At 64.9% G+C, this 23,592-nt stretch carries 25 protein-coding genes and 1 other RNA gene; 7 read left to right on the top strand and 19 right to left on the bottom strand.

The features are described 5' to 3' along the window. Window positions 1-176: 176 nt before the first annotated feature. Together GGC64_RS06185 and GGC64_RS06190 are read right to left on the bottom strand one after the other, a co-directional pair. The gene (locus GGC64_RS06185) at window positions 177-917 is read right to left on the bottom strand and encodes a TIGR02206 family membrane protein (RefSeq protein WP_192721540.1); all 741 of its coding nucleotides are present in this window, start codon (window positions 915-917) and stop codon (window positions 177-179) included. Next, window positions 917-2,287: a wax ester/triacylglycerol synthase family O-acyltransferase gene (locus tag GGC64_RS06190; protein WP_192721541.1), complete on the bottom strand. Its 1,371-nt coding sequence runs from the start codon at window positions 2,285-2,287 to the stop codon at window positions 917-919. The genes GGC64_RS06185 and GGC64_RS06190 overlap by 1 nt, the downstream gene beginning before the upstream one ends. A 74-nt stretch (window positions 2,288-2,361) precedes the next feature. Here GGC64_RS06190 and GGC64_RS06195 point away from each other — a divergent pair, with 74 nt between their 5' ends. Continuing rightward, window positions 2,362-3,207, top strand: coding sequence for a mycofactocin-coupled SDR family oxidoreductase (locus tag GGC64_RS06195; RefSeq protein WP_192721542.1), 846 nt, complete (start codon window positions 2,362-2,364; stop codon window positions 3,205-3,207). Window positions 3,208-3,289: 82 nt separating this feature from the next. On the opposite strand, the gene GGC64_RS06200 is transcribed toward GGC64_RS06195, so the two are convergent. Then, on the bottom strand, window positions 3,290-3,610 hold the full coding sequence (locus GGC64_RS06200) for a hypothetical protein (RefSeq protein WP_192721543.1): 321 nt from the start codon (window positions 3,608-3,610) through the stop codon (window positions 3,290-3,292). A gap of 134 nt (window positions 3,611-3,744) precedes the next feature. Beyond that, the gene (locus GGC64_RS06205; RefSeq protein WP_225951181.1) at window positions 3,745-4,716 is read right to left on the bottom strand and encodes an alpha/beta fold hydrolase; all 972 of its coding nucleotides are present in this window, start codon (window positions 4,714-4,716) and stop codon (window positions 3,745-3,747) included. 74 nt (window positions 4,717-4,790) lie between these two features. Between GGC64_RS06205 and GGC64_RS06210 the strand changes: the two genes are divergently transcribed. Continuing rightward, window positions 4,791-5,324: a nuclear transport factor 2 family protein gene (locus GGC64_RS06210; RefSeq protein ID WP_192722420.1), complete on the top strand. Its 534-nt coding sequence runs from the start codon at window positions 4,791-4,793 to the stop codon at window positions 5,322-5,324. A gap of 12 nt (window positions 5,325-5,336) precedes the next feature. Here the strand turns inward: GGC64_RS06210 and GGC64_RS06215 are convergent, their stop codons facing one another. The 5 genes from GGC64_RS06215 to GGC64_RS06235 form a co-directional block, all read right to left on the bottom strand. Then, on the bottom strand, window positions 5,337-5,657 hold the full coding sequence (locus GGC64_RS06215; protein WP_192721544.1) for a DUF732 domain-containing protein: 321 nt from the start codon (window positions 5,655-5,657) through the stop codon (window positions 5,337-5,339). 58 nt (window positions 5,658-5,715) lie between these two features. Then, a complete protein-coding gene (locus GGC64_RS06220) occupies window positions 5,716-7,290 on the bottom strand; it encodes an adenylate/guanylate cyclase domain-containing protein (RefSeq protein WP_192721545.1) in 1,575 nt (524 codons plus the stop codon). Window positions 7,291-7,438: 148 nt separating this feature from the next. Beyond that, on the bottom strand, window positions 7,439-8,164 hold the full coding sequence (locus tag GGC64_RS06225) for a DUF4189 domain-containing protein (protein ID WP_192721546.1): 726 nt from the start codon (window positions 8,162-8,164) through the stop codon (window positions 7,439-7,441). Between the two features lie 269 nt (window positions 8,165-8,433). After that, window positions 8,434-8,802, bottom strand: a transfer-messenger RNA (tmRNA) gene (gene ssrA / locus GGC64_RS06230). 79 nt (window positions 8,803-8,881) lie between these two features. Further along, window positions 8,882-9,721, bottom strand: coding sequence for a maleylpyruvate isomerase family mycothiol-dependent enzyme (locus GGC64_RS06235; protein WP_370581998.1), 840 nt, complete (start codon window positions 9,719-9,721; stop codon window positions 8,882-8,884). 136 nt (window positions 9,722-9,857) lie between these two features. On the opposite strand from GGC64_RS06235, the gene GGC64_RS06240 reads away from it, so the two are divergent. After that, complete coding sequence (locus tag GGC64_RS06240; protein WP_192722422.1) at window positions 9,858-10,358, top strand: DUF427 domain-containing protein; 501 nt, start codon at window positions 9,858-9,860, stop codon at window positions 10,356-10,358. Window positions 10,359-10,573: 215 nt separating this feature from the next. Here the strand turns inward: GGC64_RS06240 and GGC64_RS06245 are convergent, their stop codons facing one another. The 7 genes from GGC64_RS06245 to prfB are packed head-to-tail and all read right to left on the bottom strand — an operon-like array spanning window position 10,574 to window position 16,086. Further along, window positions 10,574-11,428 (bottom strand): EamA family transporter, encoded by an 855-nt coding sequence (locus GGC64_RS06245; RefSeq protein ID WP_255528867.1) that lies wholly within the window; start codon window positions 11,426-11,428, stop codon window positions 10,574-10,576. Then, window positions 11,425-11,919: an SsrA-binding protein SmpB gene (gene smpB, locus GGC64_RS06250; RefSeq protein WP_192721547.1), complete on the bottom strand. Its 495-nt coding sequence runs from the start codon at window positions 11,917-11,919 to the stop codon at window positions 11,425-11,427. The genes GGC64_RS06245 and smpB overlap by 4 nt, the downstream gene beginning before the upstream one ends. Before the next feature lie 2 nt (window positions 11,920-11,921). Further along, entirely contained in the window at window positions 11,922-12,815 is an 894-nt protein-coding gene (gene ftsX, locus GGC64_RS06255) for a permease-like cell division protein FtsX (RefSeq protein ID WP_192721548.1), read from the bottom strand. Further along, window positions 12,816-13,505, bottom strand: coding sequence for a cell division ATP-binding protein FtsE (gene ftsE, locus GGC64_RS06260; RefSeq protein ID WP_192722424.1), 690 nt, complete (start codon window positions 13,503-13,505; stop codon window positions 12,816-12,818). It lies immediately after the preceding gene. 46 nt (window positions 13,506-13,551) lie between these two features. After that, a complete protein-coding gene (locus tag GGC64_RS06265; protein WP_192721549.1) occupies window positions 13,552-14,004 on the bottom strand; it encodes a hypothetical protein in 453 nt (150 codons plus the stop codon). Next, window positions 14,001-14,981 carry a mechanosensitive ion channel family protein gene (locus GGC64_RS06270; RefSeq protein WP_192721550.1) on the bottom strand — a complete coding sequence of 327 codons (981 nt, stop codon included), beginning with the start codon at window positions 14,979-14,981 and terminating at the stop codon, window positions 14,001-14,003. The genes GGC64_RS06265 and GGC64_RS06270 overlap by 4 nt, the downstream gene beginning before the upstream one ends. After that, complete coding sequence (prfB, locus tag GGC64_RS06275; protein WP_192721551.1) at window positions 14,971-16,086, bottom strand: peptide chain release factor 2; 1,116 nt, start codon at window positions 16,084-16,086, stop codon at window positions 14,971-14,973. Before prfB ends, GGC64_RS06270 begins: the two co-directional genes overlap by 11 nt. A 101-nt stretch (window positions 16,087-16,187) precedes the next feature. Here prfB and GGC64_RS06280 point away from each other — a divergent pair, with 101 nt between their 5' ends. Next, window positions 16,188-17,552, top strand: coding sequence for an FAD-dependent oxidoreductase (locus tag GGC64_RS06280; protein WP_192721552.1), 1,365 nt, complete (start codon window positions 16,188-16,190; stop codon window positions 17,550-17,552). 92 nt (window positions 17,553-17,644) lie between these two features. Here GGC64_RS06280 and GGC64_RS06285 read toward each other — a convergent pair whose 3' ends face one another. Further along, entirely contained in the window at window positions 17,645-17,956 is a 312-nt protein-coding gene (locus GGC64_RS06285; protein ID WP_192721553.1) for a hypothetical protein, read from the bottom strand. Window positions 17,957-17,979: 23 nt separating this feature from the next. Between GGC64_RS06285 and hisN the strand changes: the two genes are divergently transcribed. The 3 genes from hisN to GGC64_RS06300 all read left to right on the top strand — a co-directional run bounded on the left by hisN (window position 17,980) and on the right by GGC64_RS06300 (window position 21,490). After that, a complete protein-coding gene (hisN, locus tag GGC64_RS06290) occupies window positions 17,980-18,768 on the top strand; it encodes a histidinol-phosphatase (RefSeq protein WP_192721554.1) in 789 nt (262 codons plus the stop codon). 102 nt (window positions 18,769-18,870) lie between these two features. Continuing rightward, the gene (locus GGC64_RS06295) at window positions 18,871-20,247 is read left to right on the top strand and encodes an acyl-CoA dehydrogenase family protein (RefSeq protein WP_192721555.1); all 1,377 of its coding nucleotides are present in this window, start codon (window positions 18,871-18,873) and stop codon (window positions 20,245-20,247) included. A 28-nt stretch (window positions 20,248-20,275) separates the two neighbouring features. Next, a complete protein-coding gene (locus GGC64_RS06300; RefSeq protein WP_192721556.1) occupies window positions 20,276-21,490 on the top strand; it encodes an acyl-CoA dehydrogenase family protein in 1,215 nt (404 codons plus the stop codon). A gap of 1 nt (window position 21,491) precedes the next feature. Here the strand turns inward: GGC64_RS06300 and GGC64_RS06305 are convergent, their stop codons facing one another. Next, window positions 21,492-22,490 (bottom strand): MDR family oxidoreductase, encoded by a 999-nt coding sequence (locus GGC64_RS06305; RefSeq protein WP_192721557.1) that lies wholly within the window; start codon window positions 22,488-22,490, stop codon window positions 21,492-21,494. Between the two features lie 67 nt (window positions 22,491-22,557). After that, window positions 22,558-23,532, bottom strand: coding sequence for an esterase family protein (locus GGC64_RS06310; RefSeq protein ID WP_192721558.1), 975 nt, complete (start codon window positions 23,530-23,532; stop codon window positions 22,558-22,560). Window positions 23,533-23,592: the final 60 nt, after the last annotated feature.

The raw sequence follows: 23,592 nt of genomic DNA on the forward strand, positions 1-23,592 counted from the left end.
GCTGCAATTGCTTCTGCTCGCGGCGATCGCCGGCACTGGCGCGATGTGTGGTTTCCTCGCGGCGGCCGTGGTTCTTCGGAAGAAAAAGCGTGCGCGCGGTTATTTCGTCCTCGGCGTCCTCACCGGGTTGACGGCGGCTGCGGTGACGCGCGGCAGGTACCGCAAGCTCGGCGCGCTCAATTCCCTGGCGCGTGGCTTCGCACGTCAGTTTTCTGTCGTCGCCGTTCCCACGGCCAGGTCATCAGCGCCCATACGGCGAGGACGATCGCGATCTCGGCGATCAGATAGACCGGCCACGGGCCTAGTACGTCAAGCACTGACGCGGTGGGCGGCTTCCGGTTGAGATAGCCGTAGTCCGTTCCGGTGATCGCGTTGAAGGTGAACGTGAATGCCGCCCACACGAGGGTCACGACGACGGTGAAGCGGTAGTCACGCCAGCTCGGCCGGTTCCGTTGCCCCCACGTGAGATAGATGGCAGCCCACACCACGAGAACGTGAAGCGTGAAGAACGTCAGAAAAAGATGGTGTGGGAAATCCGGCGCACCTTCGGCCGGCGTGCCGACGTCCGGGGTGATCAATGCCTGTGAGCTGAGCACCAGACCCCAGTAGTAGGCGAGCGCGAAAGCCCAATGCCGCCCCGACCACAGCGCGTAGGCGGCTGCGAGTTCCGCGATGTCGCACAGCTGCAGCGGCACCGACGTTTGGATGTCGGGCCGAATCAGCTTGTACACCAACGCCACCGCGAACGCGGCGAGCAGCAGAACCGCCAACACGCGGCCGAGGATGCGGGCCTGCGCTTCGGTCTGCCGTCGGCCGATCCAGACCAGAAACACAGCTCCTACGACGAAAATGGCGAGTACGACCAAGTGCGACGGCCCATACGCCGTGAACTCCCGCTGCGCGGCCAGCGCGACCATCAGTTCGCGATTCCGACGGCTTGCTCCAAATCCGTCAGCGAGTCCTCGAGGTGAATCAGCAAGCGCTGCAGGTGTGGAACGCTACGGCGGCATCCGACGAGGCCGAAATCGAGGTTGTCGGCGTTGTTGGTCAGGGTGATGTTCAGGGCCTGCCCGTCCAACGCGATCGACAGCGGGTAGTTGCCGTCCAGCCGGGCGCCTTTCCAGTACATCGGTTCGCGGGCACCGGGAACGTTCGAGATGACGATGTTGAACGGCGGCGGCGCCGACGAAACGAATCCCGGCACCAATGCCAGTGCGATACCGGACATCAGGAACGCCGACAACGCAAGCGCCTGGGTTCGTGGCAGTTCGGCGAACACCTTCTTGTTGTCGCGCATGGAGGTGTTGATCGCGTCGAGTCGTTTGGCCGGGTCGGCCATGTCGGTGGCGAGGTTGCACAGAATCGTGCCGACCATGTTGCCACCGGCGTCCTGCTCGTCTGCGGCGCGGAGGCTGATGGGAACCATTGCCACCAAAGGGGTTTCGGGCAGGGCGCGGCTTTCGATCAAGTATGCACGAAGCGCTCCCGAGCACATGGCCAGGACGACATCATTGACCGTGACGCCTGCGGCGGACTTGATCGCCCTGATCCGCGCAAGCGGCCACGACTGGGCAGCCACCCGCCGCGCTCCCCCGATCGGCACGTTGAACATCGTCTTGGGCGCGCGAAACGGCAGAGTCAATTGCTGTTCCAGCAGCGCGGCCCTGGTGACCGCAAGAGCGGACGGGGCCAGCGATGCGACCGAACCGACCGCGCCGGTGATCGACTGCAACAACGACCGTGACTCTGCCAACTCCTTCTTTGCACGCTTGGGCCCGAGCGTCCACGGCACGCGGATTTCGCGGTCGTCTGGATCGGTCGTCATGGACCGGATCGTGAGGCGCTGCGCGGAGATGCCGTCGAGCAGCGCGTGATGGATCTTGGTGTAGACGGCGAAGCGGCCGTCTTCGAGGCCCTCGACAAGGTGCGTCTCCCATAACGGCCGGTGCCGATCGAGCAGCGTGCCGTGCCACCGCGACGTCAGCTCGAGCAGCTCACGAACACGTCCTGGCCTCGGGACCGCCGACCTGCGCAGGTGGTAATCGATGTCCACCTCGTCGTCGATCGCCCAGGCGAGGTTGGCGATTCCGCCGAGAAGGCTGCCTGGGTGCTTTCGAAACGTTGGCTGAAAGTCCTCGTTCTTGACGATCGTCTGGTGCAGGTCGCGGACAAAGTCCCGACCGCTGTCCGCTGGCGGTTCAAACAGCTGCAGGCCAGCGACGTGCATCGGATGCTCGCGGGATTCACCGATAAGGAACATCGAATCGGTCGGCGATATCAGTTCCATCGACGTGACGGTACCCACCCCGCGGCGGAATCGTGCAAGGTATAGGGGCTATTCCTTCGTCACGAGAGGCAACGATGTCGAACACGGTTGGCAGGGTGGCCGGCAAGGTCGCGTTCATCACCGGAGCGGCGCGCGGACAGGGCCGCGAACACGCCGTCCGGCTCGCGGAGGAAGGCGCCGACATCATTGCCGTCGACGTGTGCGACGACATCGACGCCGCCGGATATCCCGGCGCGACGGAGGCAGACCTCGACGAGACCGCGGCGCTGGTGGAGAAACTGGACAGGCGCATCGTCACCGCGAAGGCTGACGTCAGGGACCTGGAGGGCCTGCGCGCGGCGCTACAGCAGGGCGTAGAGGAGTTGGGCCGCCCGGACGTGGTCATCGCCAACGCGGGTATCAGCGGCAACCCCACTCCCGCCGCCTTGATCGACGAGTCCGCTTGGCAGACAACGCTCGACATCAATCTGACCGGCGTCATGCACACGGTCAAGGTCGCCTTGCCACACATGTCCGACGGCCGCGGCGGGTCGATCATCCTGGTGAGCTCGATGCTCGGATTGCGCGGCGGCGGCTATATGGCCGGCTACGCATCGGCCAAGCACGCCGTGGTCGGCCTGATGCACTCGCTCGCCAATGAGCTTGCGCCGCAGTGGATCAGAGTGAACTCGATTCATCCCGGCAACATTCTGACGCCGATGCTCGACAACGACCACTTCCGTCGCACCGTGCGACCGGACCTCGCAGAGCCGACCATGGCCGATGCGACACAGGTGATCGGGCACTTTCATATGTTGCCGAAACCGATAATCGAGGCCCGAGCGGTGAGCAATGCCGTCCTTTTCCTTGCCTCCGACGAATCGCAGTACATCACCGGAGCGGCGCTGCCGGTCGACGCCGGCGCCGTTGCGAAGTTCTGAACGACAGTGAGGGGCTGCTGGCTGCGCAACCCCTCACTGGTATCACATGCCGGAACCGGCCAGGCGCGAAAGCCGTAGCGTGTCAATGAATGTATTGCTCGATCTCTTCGAAGACCGTGATGGTGACCATCACATCCAGCGGCGAATCCGTGTCGACGTGGAGCAGGAACTCCACGCCGCCTCCGCCGCCTTCGTCTCCGTGTACACCGACATTCGAGACCCAGATGGGCGCTGCGCCCAGTAGCGGTCGAATGTCCTCGAGGCCGCCGAAACCCCCTGGCCATTCGAACTGCGCGGCGGTGATGACGACCGCCGACTTCTTGTCGATCGCGCCGGCCAAGTTGACGTTCTGGCGCACGACACCTTTCTGGTTGTCGTAGAAGATACGGAATGAACGGGCCATGTCAGAGTCCTCTCAAGTTGTTGCGTTTTCAGACGAATCAAGCCTGCGCGGCTGACGGGCCGCTGCCACGCGTAGGGGAGTACTCGACTCACCGAGCTTGATTACTCGAATCACTGAGGCTGCGAGAGGCTCGCCTAGTTCGGCGGCGTTTCCTGTCGGCCAGGGCTTGTCGCCGCGGCGGCGGCCTCAGGCGTTTCCGGCGTTGTCCGACCGATGAATTCGAGACCGGCGTTGATGGCGGGGCGGTGCCGCAGAATGCGGTAGTGCGCCAGGCGGCCCAGTCCGCGGGTGGTCACCAGCGTCGATCCGGGCCAGACGGCGACGAGTTTCTCGCTCATGTCGTAGGGACTGTCGGGGTCATCGGGGTCGTGGACCACCAGAAGAGGCGGCGGATCGTCGAGAGTCGCGGCCACCCGGCTGATGTCGGTGTCGACCAACGGCATACCTATCCGTCGGTCGAGGCGGCGATGCAGGCCACCGAGGATCCGCGGTCCGAAGCCATGGCGATCGGCGAAAACGTCCAGGTACCAAGCGAAGTCGCCCATCGGCGCCAGAAATACCAGACGTTCAGCCTGAGCGCCGCGCGACACCGCGAGAGCGGCAGCCTTGGCACCGAGGGAATGCCCCACGATCGCGCGCGCAGGCCCATGCGCGCGCACGAATGCCCTCACCGCTTCGGCACACTCGACGATCGTCGTCCGTCCCGGCGCGAGATCACCAGGTTCGGACTCGTTGTGGCTGGGCAAATCGAACGCGATGACACGGTGTCCCGCTTCGACGAGTGGTTTGACGAAGACACCGAGATGCGCACGGCATCCGCCCCAGCCGTGCACGAGATACACCGCAGGACCGTCGCCCCAGGACTCCCCCGCGATCCGGTGGCCCGACCAGCTCGCCTCGACAGGTTCGCTCGCAGGCACGCCTGGCGGCATGCGCAAGCTCGCGTCAACCGCCGGCGGCGTGCACCACAACTCGACAGCCCACCTCGACCCGAGCGCGGGCGCGAAGCGCTCGAGCAGCCCGAGCGCGCGCCGAACCCGTGGCTCGACAGGCGGCTCGATGCCAGATCCCGCTTCATTCCCGGGCGTTGCGGATTCGCCGACCATGCGGCCAGATCTTACCGGTGAGTAAGTTCAATTCCGCCGACGGGTCGGTCCGGCTGTGCTGCTTGACTGTCGTGATGACCGCGTCTGAGTCCCTGCTGCAGGAGATGCTCGATGAGTTTGCGCTGCGCAAGCTCGTCCATACCTACTGCCGCGCGGTCGACCGCGGCGACTTCGCGACCCTGCAAGAGCTCTACCACCGGGAGGCGGTGGACGCCCACGGCCAGATTTCGTCGGGGTCCGTCGACGAGTTCCTCAAGACGCTGGAAGCCTCGCGCCCGCACATCCGGTCGATGCAACACAATGTCACCACCGTGAACTTCGTCATCGACGGCAACCGTGCCGAGGGCGAGATCTACACGATCGCAACGCACACTTTCGGGGCGGGCGATAGGGACGTCGATGTGATCGTCGGTGGGCGCTATCTCGACAAGTACGAAAAGCGGGACGACGTCTGGAAAATCATCGAGCGGACGATCGTGACCGACTGGGCACACCTGAACGATCCGTCGTCGGTCGATCTGAGCCACCCGATTACCCGCGGCACCCTCCAGGGCAGCCCTGGTGCCGATGATCCGTCACACCAATTCTTTTCGCTTTTTACCCGCTGATCTGCCGAACCCTCAGGTCGGGCAGTAAGCAGTCTTCGCAATGGCGACCAGGCGGACCACCAGGTCGGGCTGTACGCCGGGCTTCTGGCGAAGGATCTGTTGTGACACCGCCAGCGACGAATTCCCATGCGTGAGTTGCCTGCAGATCGCACGCCCGATCTGAATCATGTCGCTGTCTCCGGTGGGACAGGCGAAAGGCCCTTGGCCACAACCCAATCCGCTGGCATTGATCAAACCGAGGTAGTTGTCGTCGTTAGCATCGGCGCCTGCCGTTCCTGCCAACGCCAACGACGCGGCTGCCGCGACGACGATCGATACGAACACGCCTTTCACACCAACAACATAGTTGGCCTTCTCACGCTCGGCCAGGTGGCGGGCCGAGAGGGCAAGTTCAAGCGTCGAGCGCGCTGACTGGCGTAGGTGCTGGGCCGCGGCCGGTGGCCGGAGCGAGGCGAGCCATTCCGCGCAAGATCCACGGTGTGCGCCTGGCCATCGCGGCCACGGCGCGGTCTGAGCGGCGCATCGCGGTGCGAGCGCTGGGGGTCGGAGTTGACACCAACTCGGCCTCGGCCGATCCCACCGGAGGCCCGTTGCGATCGACCGCCAGTAATTTCCAGGTGCCGGGCACCCCACGCAGTTCCAGAGTGCCGCGGTCCTCGAAGCCCGTGCCCGAGCCAACGACCAGGTCACGAACTGTGCGGGAGACGAGGATCTCCCCGGCGCCGGCCTGCTCGAGAATTCGCGCCGCGATGTGTACTGCGATTCCGCCGATCTTGTTGTCGAGCAGTTCGCACTCGCCGGTGTGAATGCCCGCGCGGATCTCGACACCGAGTCTCTCGGCGTCAGCATGCAACGCTTCGGCGCAGCGGATCGCATGCGTCGGGCCGTCGAACGTCATGAGATGTTCGTCGCCGGTGGCCTCGACCACGGAGCCGCCGAACTGTTCGGTCAGCGCTGCCGTCGTCTCACGAAAGCGGAGCAGCACCGCACGCCACCGTTCGTCTCCGGCGTTCGCGGCGCGTTGCGTGGAGCCGACGATGTCGGTGAACAACACGGTGCGCAGGGCGCGACGCATCGGCGACGGCGCGGTATGGCTGCCGGTGAGGAACTCCTCGACTTCGGTCAGGACCTTGTCGGGATCGGCGAGCCAGGGCGCGTGGTCGCTGCCCTCGACTTCTAGCATCCGCGCACCGGGGATGTGGTCGGCGATGTAACGGCCACACTGCACCGGAACGACCTCGTCGCGCGCATGGATGATCAGGGTCGGCACGCTGATCGTCGGCAGGATCGGGCGCACATCCATCCGGAACATCGCTTCCATTGCCGCACGCGCCATCCCGGGGCTGGCGCTCATTCGCTCCACCATTGCCAGCAGGCGTATCGAGCGCACCGACGGCAGCAGGCCCTTGGCCGCCTCGCCACTGCCCCACGTCGAGACGGCGGCGCGGCACCAATCCTGCCAGCGGACCAGTTGCTGCATCGAGGGCGTGTAATCCGCACCCAGCTCGGGCAGAAGGCGTGCCCGCACCTCGGCCGGCTCACAGTCCAAGTCATCCCAGCCATCGGCGAATGCGTACGCGGAGGTGCCGGTGAGAATCAATGCCCGGGTTCGCTCCGGTCGTGTTGCAGCGAAGAAGATGGAGGCCGGGCCGCCCTCACTCGCCCCGAAGAGGACCGCCTTTTCGAAGCCGACGGTGTCCATCACAGATTCGATCTCGGCCGCTCGATCATCGAGCGTGGGAATTTGCGGCACCGGGTCCGACAGTCCCGCGCCGGCCTTATCGAACAAAAGGATGCGACAGAACGTGGAGAGCCGCTCGAAGAAGGCCACGAATTCAGGCATCGTCCAATACAGCTCGATGTGGCTGGCGAAGGATCCACCGACGACGAGCTCGATCGGCCCCTCGCCGAACACTTGGTATGCCAGGCTGAGATCGCCGCAGGTAGCGTACGCAGTTTCTGGCATGACATGAGCGTAATTGACGGGCGTGCTGGCACTCTCGACTTTGACATAGCCGCAACGTGAAAGGTGTTGACGGCAACAACAGAAAACCCGATACCGCCCGGACCGTCACATGACGGCCCGGGCGGATCGGGTTAAGGGCGACTGCGGATCAGAAGTATGTCGTCGCCGTCGTGCTGGTGCCGTTGTCACAGGTGATCGTGACGGTCCAGTTCCGGAACTGCGGGACGGCCGGAACAATCCTCAGGTCGTACGAGGAGTTGGCCGCCAGCGCGAAGCTGCGGTTCACATTGTCCGTCGCGTAGGTGCACTGCGACGACACTCCGCTGCGGTCGGTGATGTGAGCCTGAAGACCACCCAGGATCGTCTTGAACGAGACCGTCGGCCCCAGCTTGGGCGCGGGGGGTTGCGGCGGATCGATCGGCGGCGGCGGCGGAGTCGTGGATCCGTTCGAGCAACCCGACACGATGACCTTCGCGCCCGTCTGGTTCTGCAGCATGCCCAGAGCGGCGCTCGAGGCGGCGGCAACAGTCGAGCCTTTCGCCCCGACCTCTTCGCCATAGTTGTTCGAGGCGGCCGCTGCGCACTCATTTGTGCCGATGACGACGGTCACGCAGTGGCTGCCACCGTTGTTGACGCAGTTGGTGAGCGCACCCTGAGCGGCGGCATCCTGGGTGCCGGCGATCGATGAGCCTCCGGCCATCGTGACTGGCGGGTTCTCGTTGATGTATCCGAGTGCCAGTGCGACGTACTGGTCTGCTGCGTTCGCGGGTGCGGCGGTGCCGACCAAGCCGGCGACGGTCGCGGCCGCAGCCAGCAGGATGGCGGCGTTGGTCCGGCCTCGCCGGCTCGGACAGACCTTGTTGGTGATTGTCATGATTTCTCCTGTAGGTAGTCGCTCCCCGGTCGTGAGGCGCGGGTTGGTCGAGTGGCCCTTCGGTGCGGGGTTGGTATGCGTATTGGCCGAATCTTCGGCCCTACTCGGCTGTTTCCCGCTGCTCCAATAGTCGTGCTCAGCGAACGCCCTGGTAATGGCCGGACAGCCAGAATCCCCTGGCTCAGGGGGAGGGTTTCCTATCCGCCGAGTAAGGATCGCGCGGACAAAAAAGAAACAGGCCAGGCCTTTCGGCCTGACCTGTCTTTCTCTGGTGGAGCTGCCGGGAATCGAACCCGGGTCCTACGGCATTCCCTCGAGGCTTCTCCGTGCGCAGTTCGCTATGTCTCTACTCGGATCTCCTGATCACGCGAACAAGTCAGGATGACGATCCCAGTCGCTGTTTGGTTTCCCGATGCGTTCCGCGACCGAACTCATCGGTTGATCCCTCTAGACGACGCCAGGGTCCGGGTCGAGGGCAGTCCCGGTCTGACGGACCAGCTATCGCTTAGGCAGCGAGAGCGTAGTCAGCGCGATTTGTATCGGCGCTTAATTGGTTGCAACGACGCTTACGGTGGTCTCTTGCCTGCACCGGCACGCTTCCCTTGATTCGATGCGCGAAGTCGAAACCGTTCAGCCCCTCGCATCCCCGCCGACGTTCGGCGGGACATCTCATTCTACCGGGCGGTACAACAAAGGCCAGCGAGTAAATAATCCCAGCTAGATCACGAATTTGAGGTGCTCGACGATCCGCCGTCCAACCGCTTCGTCGCCGCTGTAGGTGACCGCGTCGTGGTCGACGGCTTGCCGACCGCCCGCCAACCGGGTGAACAGCAGGCCATCGAGCGTGATCGTCGCCGTCGGCTCCTGACCGCCGAAGTCGTCGACCAACTTGGCCCTGCCGTCGACGGCGACGTTGATCGTCCGGGCCAGCGGCCCGGTCAGGACGATGGCCACCCGCGATCCCTCCGGTGCACCGCCGAGCTTGCCGACGACGAACCCCATGCTCGCCGTCATCTCGTCGAGGGCCAGCCGCGACGCCGGTCCGGTCGAGTCCGCGGCAGGTTGACCAAGCGCATCGCGAATGTCCTGCAGATGCATCCAGCAGTCGAAGTCGCGCACCCGCATGAACCGGCCGTATGTGTCGGGACCGGCGGGCGTCAGGATGACCTCGTTCCAGTCGGACTCGCTCATTGCCGTCAACTGCTCGCGGCGCTTGGCAGTCGTGCTGCGAAAACGGTCGAGCAGGTCGGCTGGGCTGCTGCCGCGGAACTTGAGAATCCAGCGCTCGTTCAGCACGCCGATGTCATTGCAGACGTGTTCGAGCGTCGAGATGTCGATGTCGACATCCGGCGTCGCAACACCCTGCAGCATCGACTCCGCGCCGATCAGGTGGGCCGTCACATCGTGGACGGTCCAGCCCGGCAGCGGGGTGTGAGCCTGCCACTGCTCGTCGTCCAGACCGGCGAGCACCCCGTCGATCTCGTCCCACACGGCGAACAGGCCGGCAAGTACATCGGATTTGTCGAGGGTTGTCACGGGGCGCGAAGGGCTGCTCACTTGGCAGAAGGTAGCGCTCGCGACGCACCCGCGCGCATGGATTGCGTCACTACCATCCGAACCCCACGCCGCGACGAATCCCCTTCGAACGACGATGCGGCAAAAAGGCGAAATGGACGTGAGGAGAGAGATTGCGATGGCCCTGATGCCGAAGCCGGAGCCCGCCGAGGCCGGCCAGGAGTCGGTGTGGGATTACCCGCGGCCGCCACGCGTGGAAGAGTTCGTCGGCTCGATCACGATCGAGCTGGGTGACCAGCCCATCGCTATCGCCGCTCGCGCCTGGCGAGTGCTGGAGACAAGTCACCCACCCACCTACTACCTGCCGCGGGCCAGTTTCGCCGAAGACGCGTTGCGGCCCGCCACAGGCTCGTCGTGGTGTGAATGGAAGGGCCACGCCAACTACTACGACCTGGTGACCCCGGCGAAGACTGCGCCACGCGCTGCGTGGAGCTACGCGAATCCGTCGCCCGCATTTCGCGTCATCGCCGGCGCCGTCGCCGTGATGGCCGCGCTCGTCGATCGGTGCACGGTCAACGGCGAGCAGGTGATCCCGCAACCGGGCGGCTTCTACGGTGGCTGGATCACGAGCCGGGTGGTGGGCCCGTTCAAAGGAGTAGCCGGCTCGGAGGGATGGTGAGGGTCCCCCCGTGCTCAAGAGTCGTCGGTTAGCAGTCGATAAACGACGTATGCCGCGAACCACGTGATGACAAGGGTGATTAGAACCAGCAGCACCTCGTAGAAGAGGGTCATACGTCCGATGCTAGGCCGCTCGCGGCTGGCGAGCGTGCGCGAAATGCTCGCCAAACGCGGCGTGTCGACGTGCAGACACGCACGCTCGCGGTAGTTGGGAAGTCAGCCGGTGGCGATCATCGCCACGGCCCCGAGTGCCAACACCATCCCGGCCGCCTGCCAGCGCGTCACTCGTTCGCGCAGCACCACGATCGCCAACAGCACCGTCGCGGCGGGGTACAGCGACATCAGCACGCCTGCCAGCGACAGATAGGAGGCGTGCAGAGCCAGCAGCATCGCGACGTTGGCACCCGCATCGAGCAGCGCCGCTAACACCGCGAGGCGAAGTGGCGTTCCGCTCGGCGGCCGCAGGTTTGCGCTCACTGCTGCGATGATCAAGACCAGCACGCTCGCCGATAAGCGAGCGAAGACCAGCGGCCACAGCTTGGCCGCCACCGGCGCCTGATGAATCAGCACGAAGTTCAGCCCGAATGCGATGCCAGACCCGACCGTCATCCACGCCACCTTGGCCGTGAACTTGTGCGGCGTGACGTCCTTGTCCGTTGTCTCCCGCGAGACCAACACCACCGCCACCAAGGCCAGCACCACTCCGACCGCGGCGACAGGACTCGGCCGCTCCCCCAGCACCAACCCGGCGCCGACGGGGATGCCCGCCACCAGAATCGCTGTCAGCGGCGACACCATCGAGATCGGGCCCGAACCGAGCGCCGCGTAAAACCACCAGATGCCGAACGCCTGGGAGACACCGCACAGCGCACCCCAGAACACCGCCCGCTGGTCGATCTCTCCGCCGACAAGAGAGGCCAGGACGGTCAGCACCACCAGCGCGATCGGATAGGACACCAGTACGACGCGCAGCGCCGCCACTCGCCGCGACGCCAGACCGCCGATGAAATCGCTGATGCCGTAACCGAACGCCGACAACAGTGCGAGGACTGGGCCTGCTAAGCCCGTCAGCTCATGCCCTTGGCACGGCGACCCAACTCGCGCGTCACTTCACGCTGTGCGTCGCGTCGCGCCATGTCTTGGCGCTTGTCGTGCGCCTGCTTACCGCGGGCCAACGCAAGTTCGACCTTCACCTTGCCCTCGGAAAAGTACAGCGACAGCGGCACCAGCGTCAGGTTGCCGTCCCTGATCTTGCCGACCAGGTTGTCAATCTGCTTGCGGTGCAACAGAAGTTTGCGGTTGCGCCGCGGCGGGTGGTTGGTCCAGCTGCCGTGGTGATACTCGGGGATGTGCAGATTGCGCAGCCAGATCTCGCCGTCGTCGACGGTGGCGAACGCATCGGCCAGCGAGGCTTGGCCGTCGCGCAGGCTCTTCACCTCGGTACCCACCAACTGGATGCCCGCTTCGTAGGTATCGAGGATCGAATAGTTGTGCCGCGCTTTGCGATTCGTCGCGACAACTCTGTTGTTGCTGGACCTCGTCGGGTCGGCTTTCTTTGCCATGGCTATCTTCGGACGTAGAGCCGTAGCGTGACGTAGCCGGTGACGCCTGCCATCGCCACGCCGACGAACAGCAAGATCGGAGCGATATAGAGGATGTCAGCGTAGTCGATCCTGGCGATCAGATTCGCTTGATAAAACTGGTTGAGCGCATTCTCCAGGAACATTGCGCGAACAACGACCAGGCCGATGATCGAGATGACCACGCCGATGAACGCCGCCAGCATCGCCTCGACCAGGAACGGCAACTGCGTGTACCACCGGCTGGCACCGACCAGTCGCATGATGCCGATCTCGGTGCGACGGGTGTACGCCGCGACTTGAACCATGTTGGCTATCAACAGGATTGCGCCGACCGCCTGCACTAGCGCCACCGCGAAGGCGGCGTTGGAAAGCCCATCGAGCACCGCGAACAAGCGGTCGATCAAGTCTTTTTGGTTCAGCACATTGAGCACCCCCGGCTGGCCGACCATCGCCTTGTCGAAGTCCTTGTGCTGTTCGGGGTTGTCGAGCTTGACGATGAACGACGCCGGGAACGCCTCTTTGCCCGCGACGTCCTTGTATTGCGGGAACTTCTTGATCGCATCGTTGTAGGCGTCGTCGCGATTCAAGAACCGCACCGACTTCACGTCGTCGCGACCTTCGATCTTGGCGCGCAGGGCCTTACACGCGTCGCCGTCGCATGTGGGGTCGTTCGCGGAGACGTCGTTGGTCAAGAAGACCTGGCTTTCGACCCGATCCAGGTAGATCTTGCGGGAGTTGTCGGCCAGGCGCACCACCAGCAGCCCGCCGCCGAACAGGCCGATGGAGATCGCCGTGGTCAGGATCATCGCAATCGTCATGGTGACGTTGCGACGAAAGCCGGTCAGTACTTCATTTATCAGGAAGCCGAAGCGCACTTAGCGGTCCATTCCGTAGACGCCGCGCTGCTCGTCTCTGATGAGCCTGCCGAGCTCCAGTTCGACGACGCGCTGACGCATCGAGTCAACGATGTGGTGGTCATGTGTGGCCATCAGCACCGTGGTCCCGGTGCGGTTGATCCGCTCGAGCAGATCCATGATGTCTTTACTGGTCTCGGGGTCGAGATTTCCGGTCGGCTCGTCGGCCAACAGCACCAGCGGACGGTTGACGAATGCGCGGGCGATGGCCACGCGCTGCTGCTCGCCGCCCGACAGTTCACCGGGCAGCCGATTGGCCTTGCCGGACAGCCCGACCATCTCCAGCACGTCGGGAACCACCCGGTTGATCACCTCGGAGCGCTTGCCGATGACTTCCAGCGCGAACGCGACGTTCTCGAAGACCGACTTCTGCTGCAGCAGCCGGAAGTCCTGGAACACGCAGCCGATCACTTGGCGCAGGCCGGGGATGTGGCGGTCGCGAAGCTTGTTGACGTGGAATTTGGACACCCGGATGTCACCGGCCGACGGATGCTCCTCGGCCAGCAGCAGCCGCATAAACGTCGACTTGCCCGAGCCCGACGGCCCGATCAGGAAGACGAATTCACCCTTGTCGATCTTGAGTGACACGTTGTCGAGCGCCGGCCTGGCCGACGACTTGTACTGCTTTGACACGTGGTCGAGGGTGATCATCACGGCTCGCCAGTGTAGCGGTGGCGCGAGCGAAGGCCGCTCAACGTCAGCTCGGCGCAGCCGGCGTGGTCGGCGTCGGTCCCAGCCCTGCCGCAGGCGGTGTCGTCGGCGTGAGCGTGGGCGGCAGCGTCACGGTCTGTGGCCCCAACGGACCGGGGATGACGGTCGTCGTCGGCGTGGACGATGTCGGCGACGTCGGGCTGGTGGTCTCCCCGGGTGACGTCGTCGTGGTCTCGGTCGGGCTGGTAGTGGTGGTTGTCGTGGTCGTGGTGGTGGTGGGCTCGGGTTCCTTCGGCCGCCGCACGTTGGTCCGGGGCACCCACGTGTAGTTCGGGTCGGGCACGAAGCCGGGCGGGACGACCGCGGTCGGCGGCGCTTCGGTGCGCGCAGGCCCCGGCTCGAAGTTGTGATACACCCAGAACAGCGCAAGGAACACGACGATCAGCACGATCGTCGAGACCCGCATCCGCCCGAGCCGGGCGGTGAACCACGACCTCATGTCTGCTTCTGCTCCGGCGGGGCCTGCGATTCTTCGGCGCCGCCCGCGGTCGCAGGATGCACGATGGCCTCGACCATCGGGGTGTGACCGTCGGCCGGCGTCACCACGCCTGCGCGGCGCAGGGCGCGGACCACCAGCACCCGGATGCGGCGGCCCACCTCGAACTGCTTACCGGGCAGCGTGCGCGCCACCATCCGCAGGTTCACGGTGTCCAACTCGATGCTCTCCACACCCATCAGCTGGGGCGCATCCAGGAGCAGCGCGTTGAGGCTGGGTTCTTCCATCGCCTTCTCGGCTACCCCGTGCAGCACGTCGTTCACCAAATTGAGGTCCGCCGACGTCGGCACCGGGATGTCGATGACCGCGCGAGCCCAGTCCTTCGAGAGGTTGACGGTCTTCACGATCTGGCCGTTCGGGATCGTGTACATCTCGCCCTCGGTGGAGCGCAGCTTGGTGACGCGCAACGTCACGTCCTCGACCGTGCCCTCGGCAGGCGAGTTGATGCCTGCCACCGTCAGGGAGACCAGGTCACCGAAGCCGTACTGCTTCTCGGTGATGATGAAGAAGCCCGAGAGCAGGTCCTGCACCAGGCGCTGCGCGCCGAAACCGAGCGCGGCGCCGAGCACTGCGGCAGGTGCGACGAGCGAGCCGACCGGAATCGCCAGAATCGTGGTGACCTGCACCGTCACGATGACGAACAACAGCGCGACCGATACCCAGGAAATGACCGAAGCCACGGCTTGCCGATGCTTGGCACTCTCGGTGCGCACCAGCTGGTCGCTCTCCTGGTACTCGGCATCGATACGGCGCACGATGCGGTTGGCCAACCAGTTGATGAAGCGGGCCGCGAGCAGACCGCCGATCAGATAGAGCGCAATCGGCACACCGCGCAGAAGCAGCCATTCGCCGATGCTGCCGGCCCAAAAGCCATGCCAACGGTCGGCGAAACTCATTGCTAATTCGGTGCTATTCGTCATCTCGTCTGTTGCGCCACCGGATTCCCGCTTCGAGGAACCCGTCGATGTCTCCGTCCAGTACTGCCGCTGGATTGCCGACTTCGTAGTCGGTGCGCAGGTCCTTCACCATCTGGTACGGATGCAATACGTAGGAGCGCATCTGGTTTCCCCACGAACTGCCGCCGTCGCCCTTCAACGCATCCAGCTCAGCACGTTCTTCTAAACGCTTGCGTTCCAACAACTTTGCCTGAAGCACTCGCATCGCAGAAACTTTGTTCTGCAGCTGCGACTTTTCGTTCTGGCAAGTCACCACGATACCGGTCGGGATGTGCGTGAGTCGAACCGCCGAGTCAGTGGTGTTCACCGACTGACCGCCAGGTCCGCTGGAGCGGTACACGTCAACGCGCACATCGCTTTCCGGAATGTCGATGTGGTCGGTGGTCTCGGTGACCGGCAGCACCTCGACTTCGGCGAACGATGTCTGGCGGCGGCCCTGGTTGTCGAACGGGCTGATGCGCACCAGTCGATGGGTGCCCTGCTCCACCGACAACGTCCCGTACGCGTACGGCGCGTGCACGGCGAACGTCGCGCTCTTGATGCCCGCCTCTTCGGCGTAGGACGTGTCGAACACCTCGACCGGATACTTGTGCGCCTCCGCCCAGCGGATGTACATCCGCATCAACATCTCGGCCCAGTCGGCCGCGTCGACGCCGCCTGCGCCTGAGCGGATGTTGACCAGCGCCTCGCGCGCGTCGTACTCACCCGACAGCAGCGTGCGCACTTCCATCGCCTCGATGTCCTCGCGCAGCTTCTTGAGCTCGGCATCGGCTTCGACCAGAGCCTTGTCGCCCTCTGCGCCTGCTTCCTCGGTGGCCAGCTCGTACATGACGGGCAGGTCGTCGAGGCGCTGCCGGAGTTCTTCGACCCGGCGCAGCTCACCCTGGGTATGCGACAACTCGCTGGTGACCTTCTGAGCGCGGGTTTGGTCGTCCCACAGCTTCGGGTCGGACGCCTCGTGCTCGAGCTTTTCGATTCGACCGCGCAGCCCGTCGACATCGAGCACCCTCTCCACCGTGGTCAAGGTGGAGTCGAGGGCAGCGATGTCGGCTTGACGGTCAGGATCCACGGGAGTTCAGGGTACCGGCGGTTTAAAGTCGGACTGGTAACCAGCCTGGCCACGACGCGACAGCCCCTTGCGCGTGGCTCGGCAGCGACAGAAAGCTGTATATGCGCCCATATCACGTGGCGATCGTCGGCTCAGGGCCTTCGGGCTACTTTGCCGCTGCCTCGCTTCTGAAGTTCGCTGACGCCAACGAGGATGCCGACGTGCGCGTCGACATGCTGGAGATGCTGCCGACCCCGTGGGGTCTGGTTCGGTCGGGTGTGGCGCCCGACCATCCGAAGATCAAGTCGATCAGCGCCCAGTTCGACAAGACGGCGCTCGATCCGCGGTTCCGGTTCTTCGGCAACATCGTGGTCGGCGAGCATGTGCAGACCTCCGAACTGGCCGAGCGCTACGACGCGGTGATATACGCGGTCGGCGCGCAGTCCGACCGGGCACTGGGCATTCCCGGCGAGGAACTGCCCGGCAGCGTCGCCGCGGTCGACTTCGTCGGCTGGTACAACGCGCACCCACACTTCGAGGAGATGGCGCCCGACGTGTCGAGCGGTCGCGCAGTCGTGGTGGGCAACGGGAACGTCGCACTGGACGTGGCGCGAATCCTCGTCACCGATCCCGACGTGCTGGCGAGCACCGACATCGCCGATCATGCGTTGCAGTCGCTGCACGACCGCGGCGTCGAAGAGGTGCTCATCGTCGGGCGGCGCGGGCCGCTGCAGGCTCCGTTCACGACGTTGGAGCTACGCGAGCTCGGTGACCTGGAAGGCCTAGGCGACGTCGACGTGATCGTCGACCCGGCCGACCTCGCCGACATCTCCGACGCGGACGTCGAGGCCGCGGGTAAGACCGTCCGCAACAACATCAAGGTGCTGCGCGGCTATGCCGAACGCGAGCCTCGCGGCGCCAAGCGTCGCATCGTGTTCCGGTTCCGCACCTCGCCGATCGAGATCAAGGGTGACGGGCGGGTCGAATCAATCGTGTTGGGCCGCAACGAACTTGTTGACGAGGACGGTCGCATCACTGCCAAGGACACCGGTCAGCGCGAGGAGGTGCCAGCGCAATTGGTGGTACGCGCGGTCGGTTACCGCGGCGTGCCGACGCCCGGCCTGCCGTTCGATGAGCGCAGCGGCACCATCCCGCATGCCGACGGCCGGATCGAGGGCAGCCGCAACGAGTACGTCGTCGGTTGGATCAAGCGCGGTCCGACCGGCGTGATCGGCAGCAATAAGAAGGACTCGCAGGAGACCGTCGACACGCTGCTGTCGGACTTGGCAGGCGCGGAGCTCGCCGAGGTCGACGCGGACTACCCGGACACCTTGGTGGAGTGGCTGTTGTCGCGGCAGCCCAAGTTGATCACCGACGACCACTGGAAGCTGATCGACGAGTACGAGCGATCAGCGGGCGAACCCCATGGCCGCCCGCGCGTCAAGCTGACCAGCGTCGCGGACCTGCTGCGCATCGGCCACGGCTAGCCCTTTTCGCGCGAACGTGGGTTACCCGCACACGATCGGCGCCGAAGGTGTGTATCAAGGCCACACTCGGCGGGCTGAGCTACGCCGTCGCGTTACGCGAATGTCCACCGGTCGGGGTTGTTCGGCGCATACATCACCGGGAACAGCTGGCCCATGCTCGGCCAGTCGTTGACGTCGATCGCGAGCTGTTGGTAGACGACGTGCTCGTCGACCGTGGGGCCGTTGATCACGCCGGTGATCGTGACGAACTGTTCGCCGGTGGCGTCCGGTTTCGGGCTGACGCCGGTGACCACCAGGTTGCCGTGCACCCAGTCCCCGCCTGCGCCGCGACGCCGCATGATCCAGGGTCCGGCGAGCGCGGCCAAGGCCCCGATGAGCACGATGATGATCACGAACTCCAACACAGGGCCATGGTAGGACTGCTGCCATGACCACGATCCGGGATGACGTCGAACTCGCGTTGCGGCTGGCCGACCACGCCGATGCGTTGACGATGGAACGCTTCGGCGCACTGGATCTGCATATCGACACCAAACCCGACCTGACTCCGGTCACCGACGCGGACCGCTCGGTCGAAGGCGCGGTGCGCGACACGCTGTCGGCGGAGCGGCCCGACGATGCGGTGCTCGGTGAGGAGTTCGGCGGCACAGCGGTTTTCACCGGACGCCAGTGGGTGATCGACCCGATCGACGGCACCAAGAACTTCGTGCGCGGGGTCCCAGTGTGGGCGACGTTGATCGCGCTGCTGCACGACGGGGTTCCGATCGCAGGAGTCGCGAGTGCTCCTGCGCTGCAACGGCGTTGGTGGGCAGGCGCGGGCGAAGGCGCGTTCACGTCCTTCGCGGGCGGTGCACCGCGACGGATCGCGGTGTCGTCGGTGGCCGACGTCGAATCGGCGAGCCTGTCGTTCTCGAGTCTTTCCGGATGGTCGGAACTGGGGCGGCGCGACCGCTTCATCGAATTCACCGACATGGTCTGGCGCGTACGCGCGTACGGCGACTTCCTGTCGTACTGCCTGCTCGCCGAGGGCGCTGTCGACATCGCCGCGGAGCCCGAGGTGTCGCTGTGGGACCTCGCCGCGCTCGACATCGTCGTGCGTGAAGCGGGCGGCGCGTTCACCAGCCTCGCTGGGGTGGCCGGCCCGCACGGCGGCAGCGCCGTCGCGACCAACGGTCTACTGCACGAATCGGTTCTGAACAGGCTCAACGGCGGATAGCTGTGAATTGGATAACAACTTACTCCAGAGTCAGTTCCGATACCTTACTCTGGAGTCAGTTGGGTATTCGCCCACGTCAACCAGCAAGCGAGGCAGCTGACAATGACCAACACACTGCCGTCCAAAAACCGCTCGGGAAAAGAGAGCGCCGTCGGCATGCACAAGCACAAGCGGACGGCCACCGACATCGGTTTGGCGCTGATCACGCCGATCGTCGGGCAGGAATTCCTGGACCGCTACCACCTGCGTGACCCGCTGAACCGCGGCCTGAAGTACGGCGTCAAGCAGGTGTTCTCCGCCGCCGGCGCGGCCAACCGACAGTTCAAGAGGGTCAAGGGCTCCCCCGGCGGCCCGACCCGGCTGAAGCGCAGCGGCGCCGACTACTTCGACCTGACGCCCGACGAAGAACAGCAGATGATCGTCGACACCGTCACCGAGTTCGCCGAAGAGGTGATCCGGCCTGCGGCTCATGACGCCGACGCGGCCGCGACGTATCCCGATGATCTCGTTACCAAGGCGACCGAACTCGGCATCACCGCGATCAACATTCCCGAGGACTTCGATGGCATCGCCGCGCATCGTGCCGCGGTGACCAACGTGTTGGTGGCCGAAGCGCTGGCGTACGGCGACATGGGTCTGGCGCTGCCGATCCTCGCGCCTGCCGGCGTCGCTTCCGCGCTTACCCACTGGGGCAGCGCCGATCAGCAGGCCACCTATCTCAAGGAGTTCGCGGGCGAGAACGTACCGCAGGCCTGTGTGGCGATCGCCGAACCGCACCCGCTTTTCGACCCCACCGCGCTGAAGACGACGGCGGTACGCACGCCGAGCGGCTACCGCCTCGACGGAGTGAAGTCGTTGGTGCCCGCAGCAGCGAAAGCCGAATTGCTCATTGTCGCAGCGCAACTCAATGGCAAGCCGGCACTGTTCGTCGTCGAGTCCTCGGCGAAGGGAATCACGGTGACGCCGGAGCCGAGTATGGGCGTCCGTGCCGCGGCGCTCGGCCGTATCGAGCTCGACAGTGTCACGGTGCCCCTGTCCGCTCGGCTCGGTGAGGACGGCGCCACCGACCACGATTACTCCGAAGCCATCGCGTTGTCGCGGCTCGGCTGGGCGGCTCTTGCGGTCGGGACCGCGCATGCGGTGCTCGACTACGTGGTGCCATATGTCAAGGAGCGCCAGGCCTTTGGTGAGCCCATCGCCCATCGGCAGGCGGTGGCGTTCATGTGCGCCAACATGGCGATCGAATTCGACGGGCTGCGGCTCATCACGTGGCGCGGGGCGTCGCGCGCCGACCAGGGGCTGCAGTTCGCCCGCGAAGCCGCGCTGGCGAAGCGGATGGCGACCGACAAGGGCATGCAGATCGGCCTTGACGGCGTCCAGCTCCTCGGTGGCCATGGCTACACCAAAGAACATCCGGTCGAACGCTGGTACCGCGATCTGCGTGCCATCGGTGTGGCCGAGGGCGTCGTTGTCGTTTAGCGGAATCATCTAGCCGGAAAGTCGAGTCATGGCAATCAATCTGGAACTTCCGCGCAAGCTGGAAGCTGTAATCGAAAAGGCCCATCAGGGCGCCGCGGAGATGCTGCGGCCGATCTCGCGCAAGTGGGATCTTCGCGAGCACGAGTATCCCGTCGAGCTGGACACTCTCGCCACGCTCTTCGAAGGGATCTCGGCGGCCAACACGATCTCGTTCGCGGGCGCGGAGGCCTTCGCGGGCGGCGACGAGCCCCGAGGTGCCAACCACAACGGCGCCAACATGTCGGCCGTGCTCAACGTGATGGAAATCAGTTGGGGCGACGTCGCATTGATGCTCTCGGTCCCGCGCCAGGGCCTGGGTAACGCCGCCATCTCCAGCGTCGCCACCAAAGATCAACTCGAGCGTCTGGGCAAGAATGTCTGGGCAGCGATGGCGATCACCGAGCCGGGCTTCGGTTCGGACTCGGCCGCCGTGTCGACGACAGCGAAGCTCGACGGCGACGAGTACATCATCAACGGCGAGAAGATCTTCGTCACCGCCGGGTCGCGCGCCACCCACATCGTGGTCTGGGCGACGCTCGACAAGTCGTTGGGCCGCGCCGCCATCAAGTCGTTCATCGTGCCGCGCGAGCATCCTGGCGTGACCGTCGAACGGCTCGAGGACAAACTCGGTATCAAGGCATCCGACACCGCGGTGATCCGGTTCGACAACGTCAGGATCCCGAAGGACAACCTGCTCGGCAGTCCAGACATCCAGGTGGAGAAGGGCTTTGCCGGGGTCATGGAGACCTTCGACAACACCCGACCGGTTGTCGCCGCGATGGCCGTCGGCATCGCCCGCGCGGCGCTCGAAGAATTGCGGAAGATTCTCACCGAGGCCGGTGTCGAGATCTCGTATGACAAACCGGCCCACGCGCAAAGCGCTCCCGCTGCGGAATTCCTTCGCATGGAAGCCGATTGGGAAGCCGCCTACCTGTTGATGGTGCGTTCGGCATGGCAGGCCGACAACGACATTCCGAACTCCAAGGAAGCGTCGATGGGCAAGGCGAAGGCAGGCCGCGTCGCCAGCGACATCACCCTCAAGGCTGTCGAATTAGCAGGGACCACAGGCTATTCCGAACAAATGCTGCTGGAGAAGTGGGCACGCGACAGCAAGATCCTCGACATCTTCGAGGGCACTCAGCAGATCCAGCAGCTGGTGGTGGCACGCCGGTTGCTCGGCCTGTCGTCCGCGGAACTGAAGTAGGTCAGAACCCGTCCTTCACCACGACGCGGGTGCGGCCCGTGACACCGCCGCCGATGATGGTGCGCAGTGTCTCGGGCGCCTCGAGGATCGAGACGTCGCGCGTGATGTCGTCGAGGTGAGGGGGCAGCAGGTCCGTCGCAATCGACTGCCACAGCTCGCGCCGCTTGTCGATGCGCAGCAGCACCGAATCTATGCCGGCCAGCGTGACGCCACGCAGGATGAACGGCATCACCGTCGTCGGCAGCTCCGCCGACCGGGCCAGCCCTGAAATCGCAGCCACCCCAGCGTAATTCAGGATGCTCAACGCGTATGCGAGCGTGTCGCCGCCGACGCTGTCGACGACTGCCGCATAGGCGGACTTGCCGAGCGGCCGGACCTTCTCCCCCTCGGCCGGCAGTCGGCCAACGACCTCGGTGGCGCCCAGCCCCATCAAGTAGTCGTGCGCCTCCGCCTTACCGGTGGACGCGATGACCTCGTACCCGAGGCCGGCCAGCAGGTCGACGCTGACACTCCCGACCCCGCCCGTGGCGCCGGTGACCAACACGGGGCCATCCTGCGGCCGTACACCATGCGCACGAATTGCGTTGACGCTCATGGCCGCTGTGAACCCTGCCGTACCGATCGCGGCCGCCTGAGCGGTCGTCAACGTGTCGAGCTTGACCAGGTAGTCGGCCGGAAAGCGGGCGGTGTCAGCGTATCCGCCGTGCCGAGCGGTGCCGATGTCGTAGCCGTGGGCGACGATGCGGTCGCCCACTGCGAAGTCGCCGGAGGAGCTCGCAGTCACTGTCCCCGCGACGTCGATGCCGGGGATCAGCGGATAGGACCGCGCCACACCGCCCTTCGGCGTGACGGCCAGGGCGTCTTTGTAGTTGACGCCGGAGTACTCGACAGCAATGGTGACTTCACCCTCGGGCAGGAAGCTGTCGTCGACAACTTCATGGGAAAGTTCGATGGACCCTTCGGCGTCTTGGTGTGCGACCAATGCGTTGACTGCGACCATGACGGCCATTCTTCACCAAACGCAAAAGCCCCCGACTAGGTGTCGGGGGCTTTCGCGTCTTCGGTCGTCAGCCGAGGTAGGAGATGAGGTCGGGCTTCATCTGCTGAAGCTGCGCACCCCAGTAGCCCCAGCTGTGGGTGCCGTTGGCCGGGAAGTTGAACACGGCATTGTGACCACCCGCGGCGATGTAATTGTCCTGGAAGGTCTGGTTGGTACGGATCGTCAGGCCCTCGAGGAACGTGGCAGGAAGATCACCGCCGCCCAACTCGTTGGGTGTGCCGTTGCCGCAGTACACCCAGAGGCGGGTGTTGTTCGCCACCAACGTCGGGATCTGGAGCATCGGGTCGTTGCGCTTCCAGGCGCTGTTGGGGTCCTCGGTCGGGCCCCACATGTCGTTCGCCTTGTACCCGCCTGCATCGCCCATCGCCATGTTGATCAGGAATGGCCAGCTGCCCTCGGAGGGGTTGAGGAACGCGGACAACGAGCCTGCGTAGATGTACATGTCGGGGTGGTAGGCCGCCAGGATCATCGCGGAGTTGCCCGCCATCGACAGCCCGACCGCGGCATTGCCGGTAGAGGCCACACCCTTGTTGGATGCCAGCCACTGCGGCAGCTCACTGGTCAGGAACGTCTCCCACTTGTACGTCTGGCAGCCGCTCTTACCGCACGCAGGCGAATACCAGTCGGAATAGAAGCTCGACTGGCCGCCGACCGGCATGACGATCGACAGCGGGGTGTCCAGGAACCACTCGAACGCCTGGGTGTTGATGTCCCAGCCGTTGTAGTCGTCCTGAGCACGCAGGCCGTCCAGCAGGTAGACCGCGTGCGAGCCGGTCCCCTTCTGGAACTGAATCTTGATGTCCCGGCCCATCGACGGCGACGGCACCATCAGGTACTCGACCGGCAGGCCCGGCCGGGAGAACGCACCTGCGGTGGCTGAGCCTCCGGTTAGACCGACCACGCCTGGTAGGACGGCCGCCGCGATGGCTGCGACCGCAAATCGGCGCGCCCAATGGCCACGAATCTTGTCAACGAACCTCATAGAGCAATTCCATCCATCTTCCGGTTACGCCGTAACACGCTTCCCCCGACGATCACAGAT

This window comes from Mycobacterium sp. OAS707 (genome assembly GCF_014873705.1).
Lineage (GTDB): Bacteria > Actinomycetota > Actinomycetes > Mycobacteriales > Mycobacteriaceae > Mycobacterium.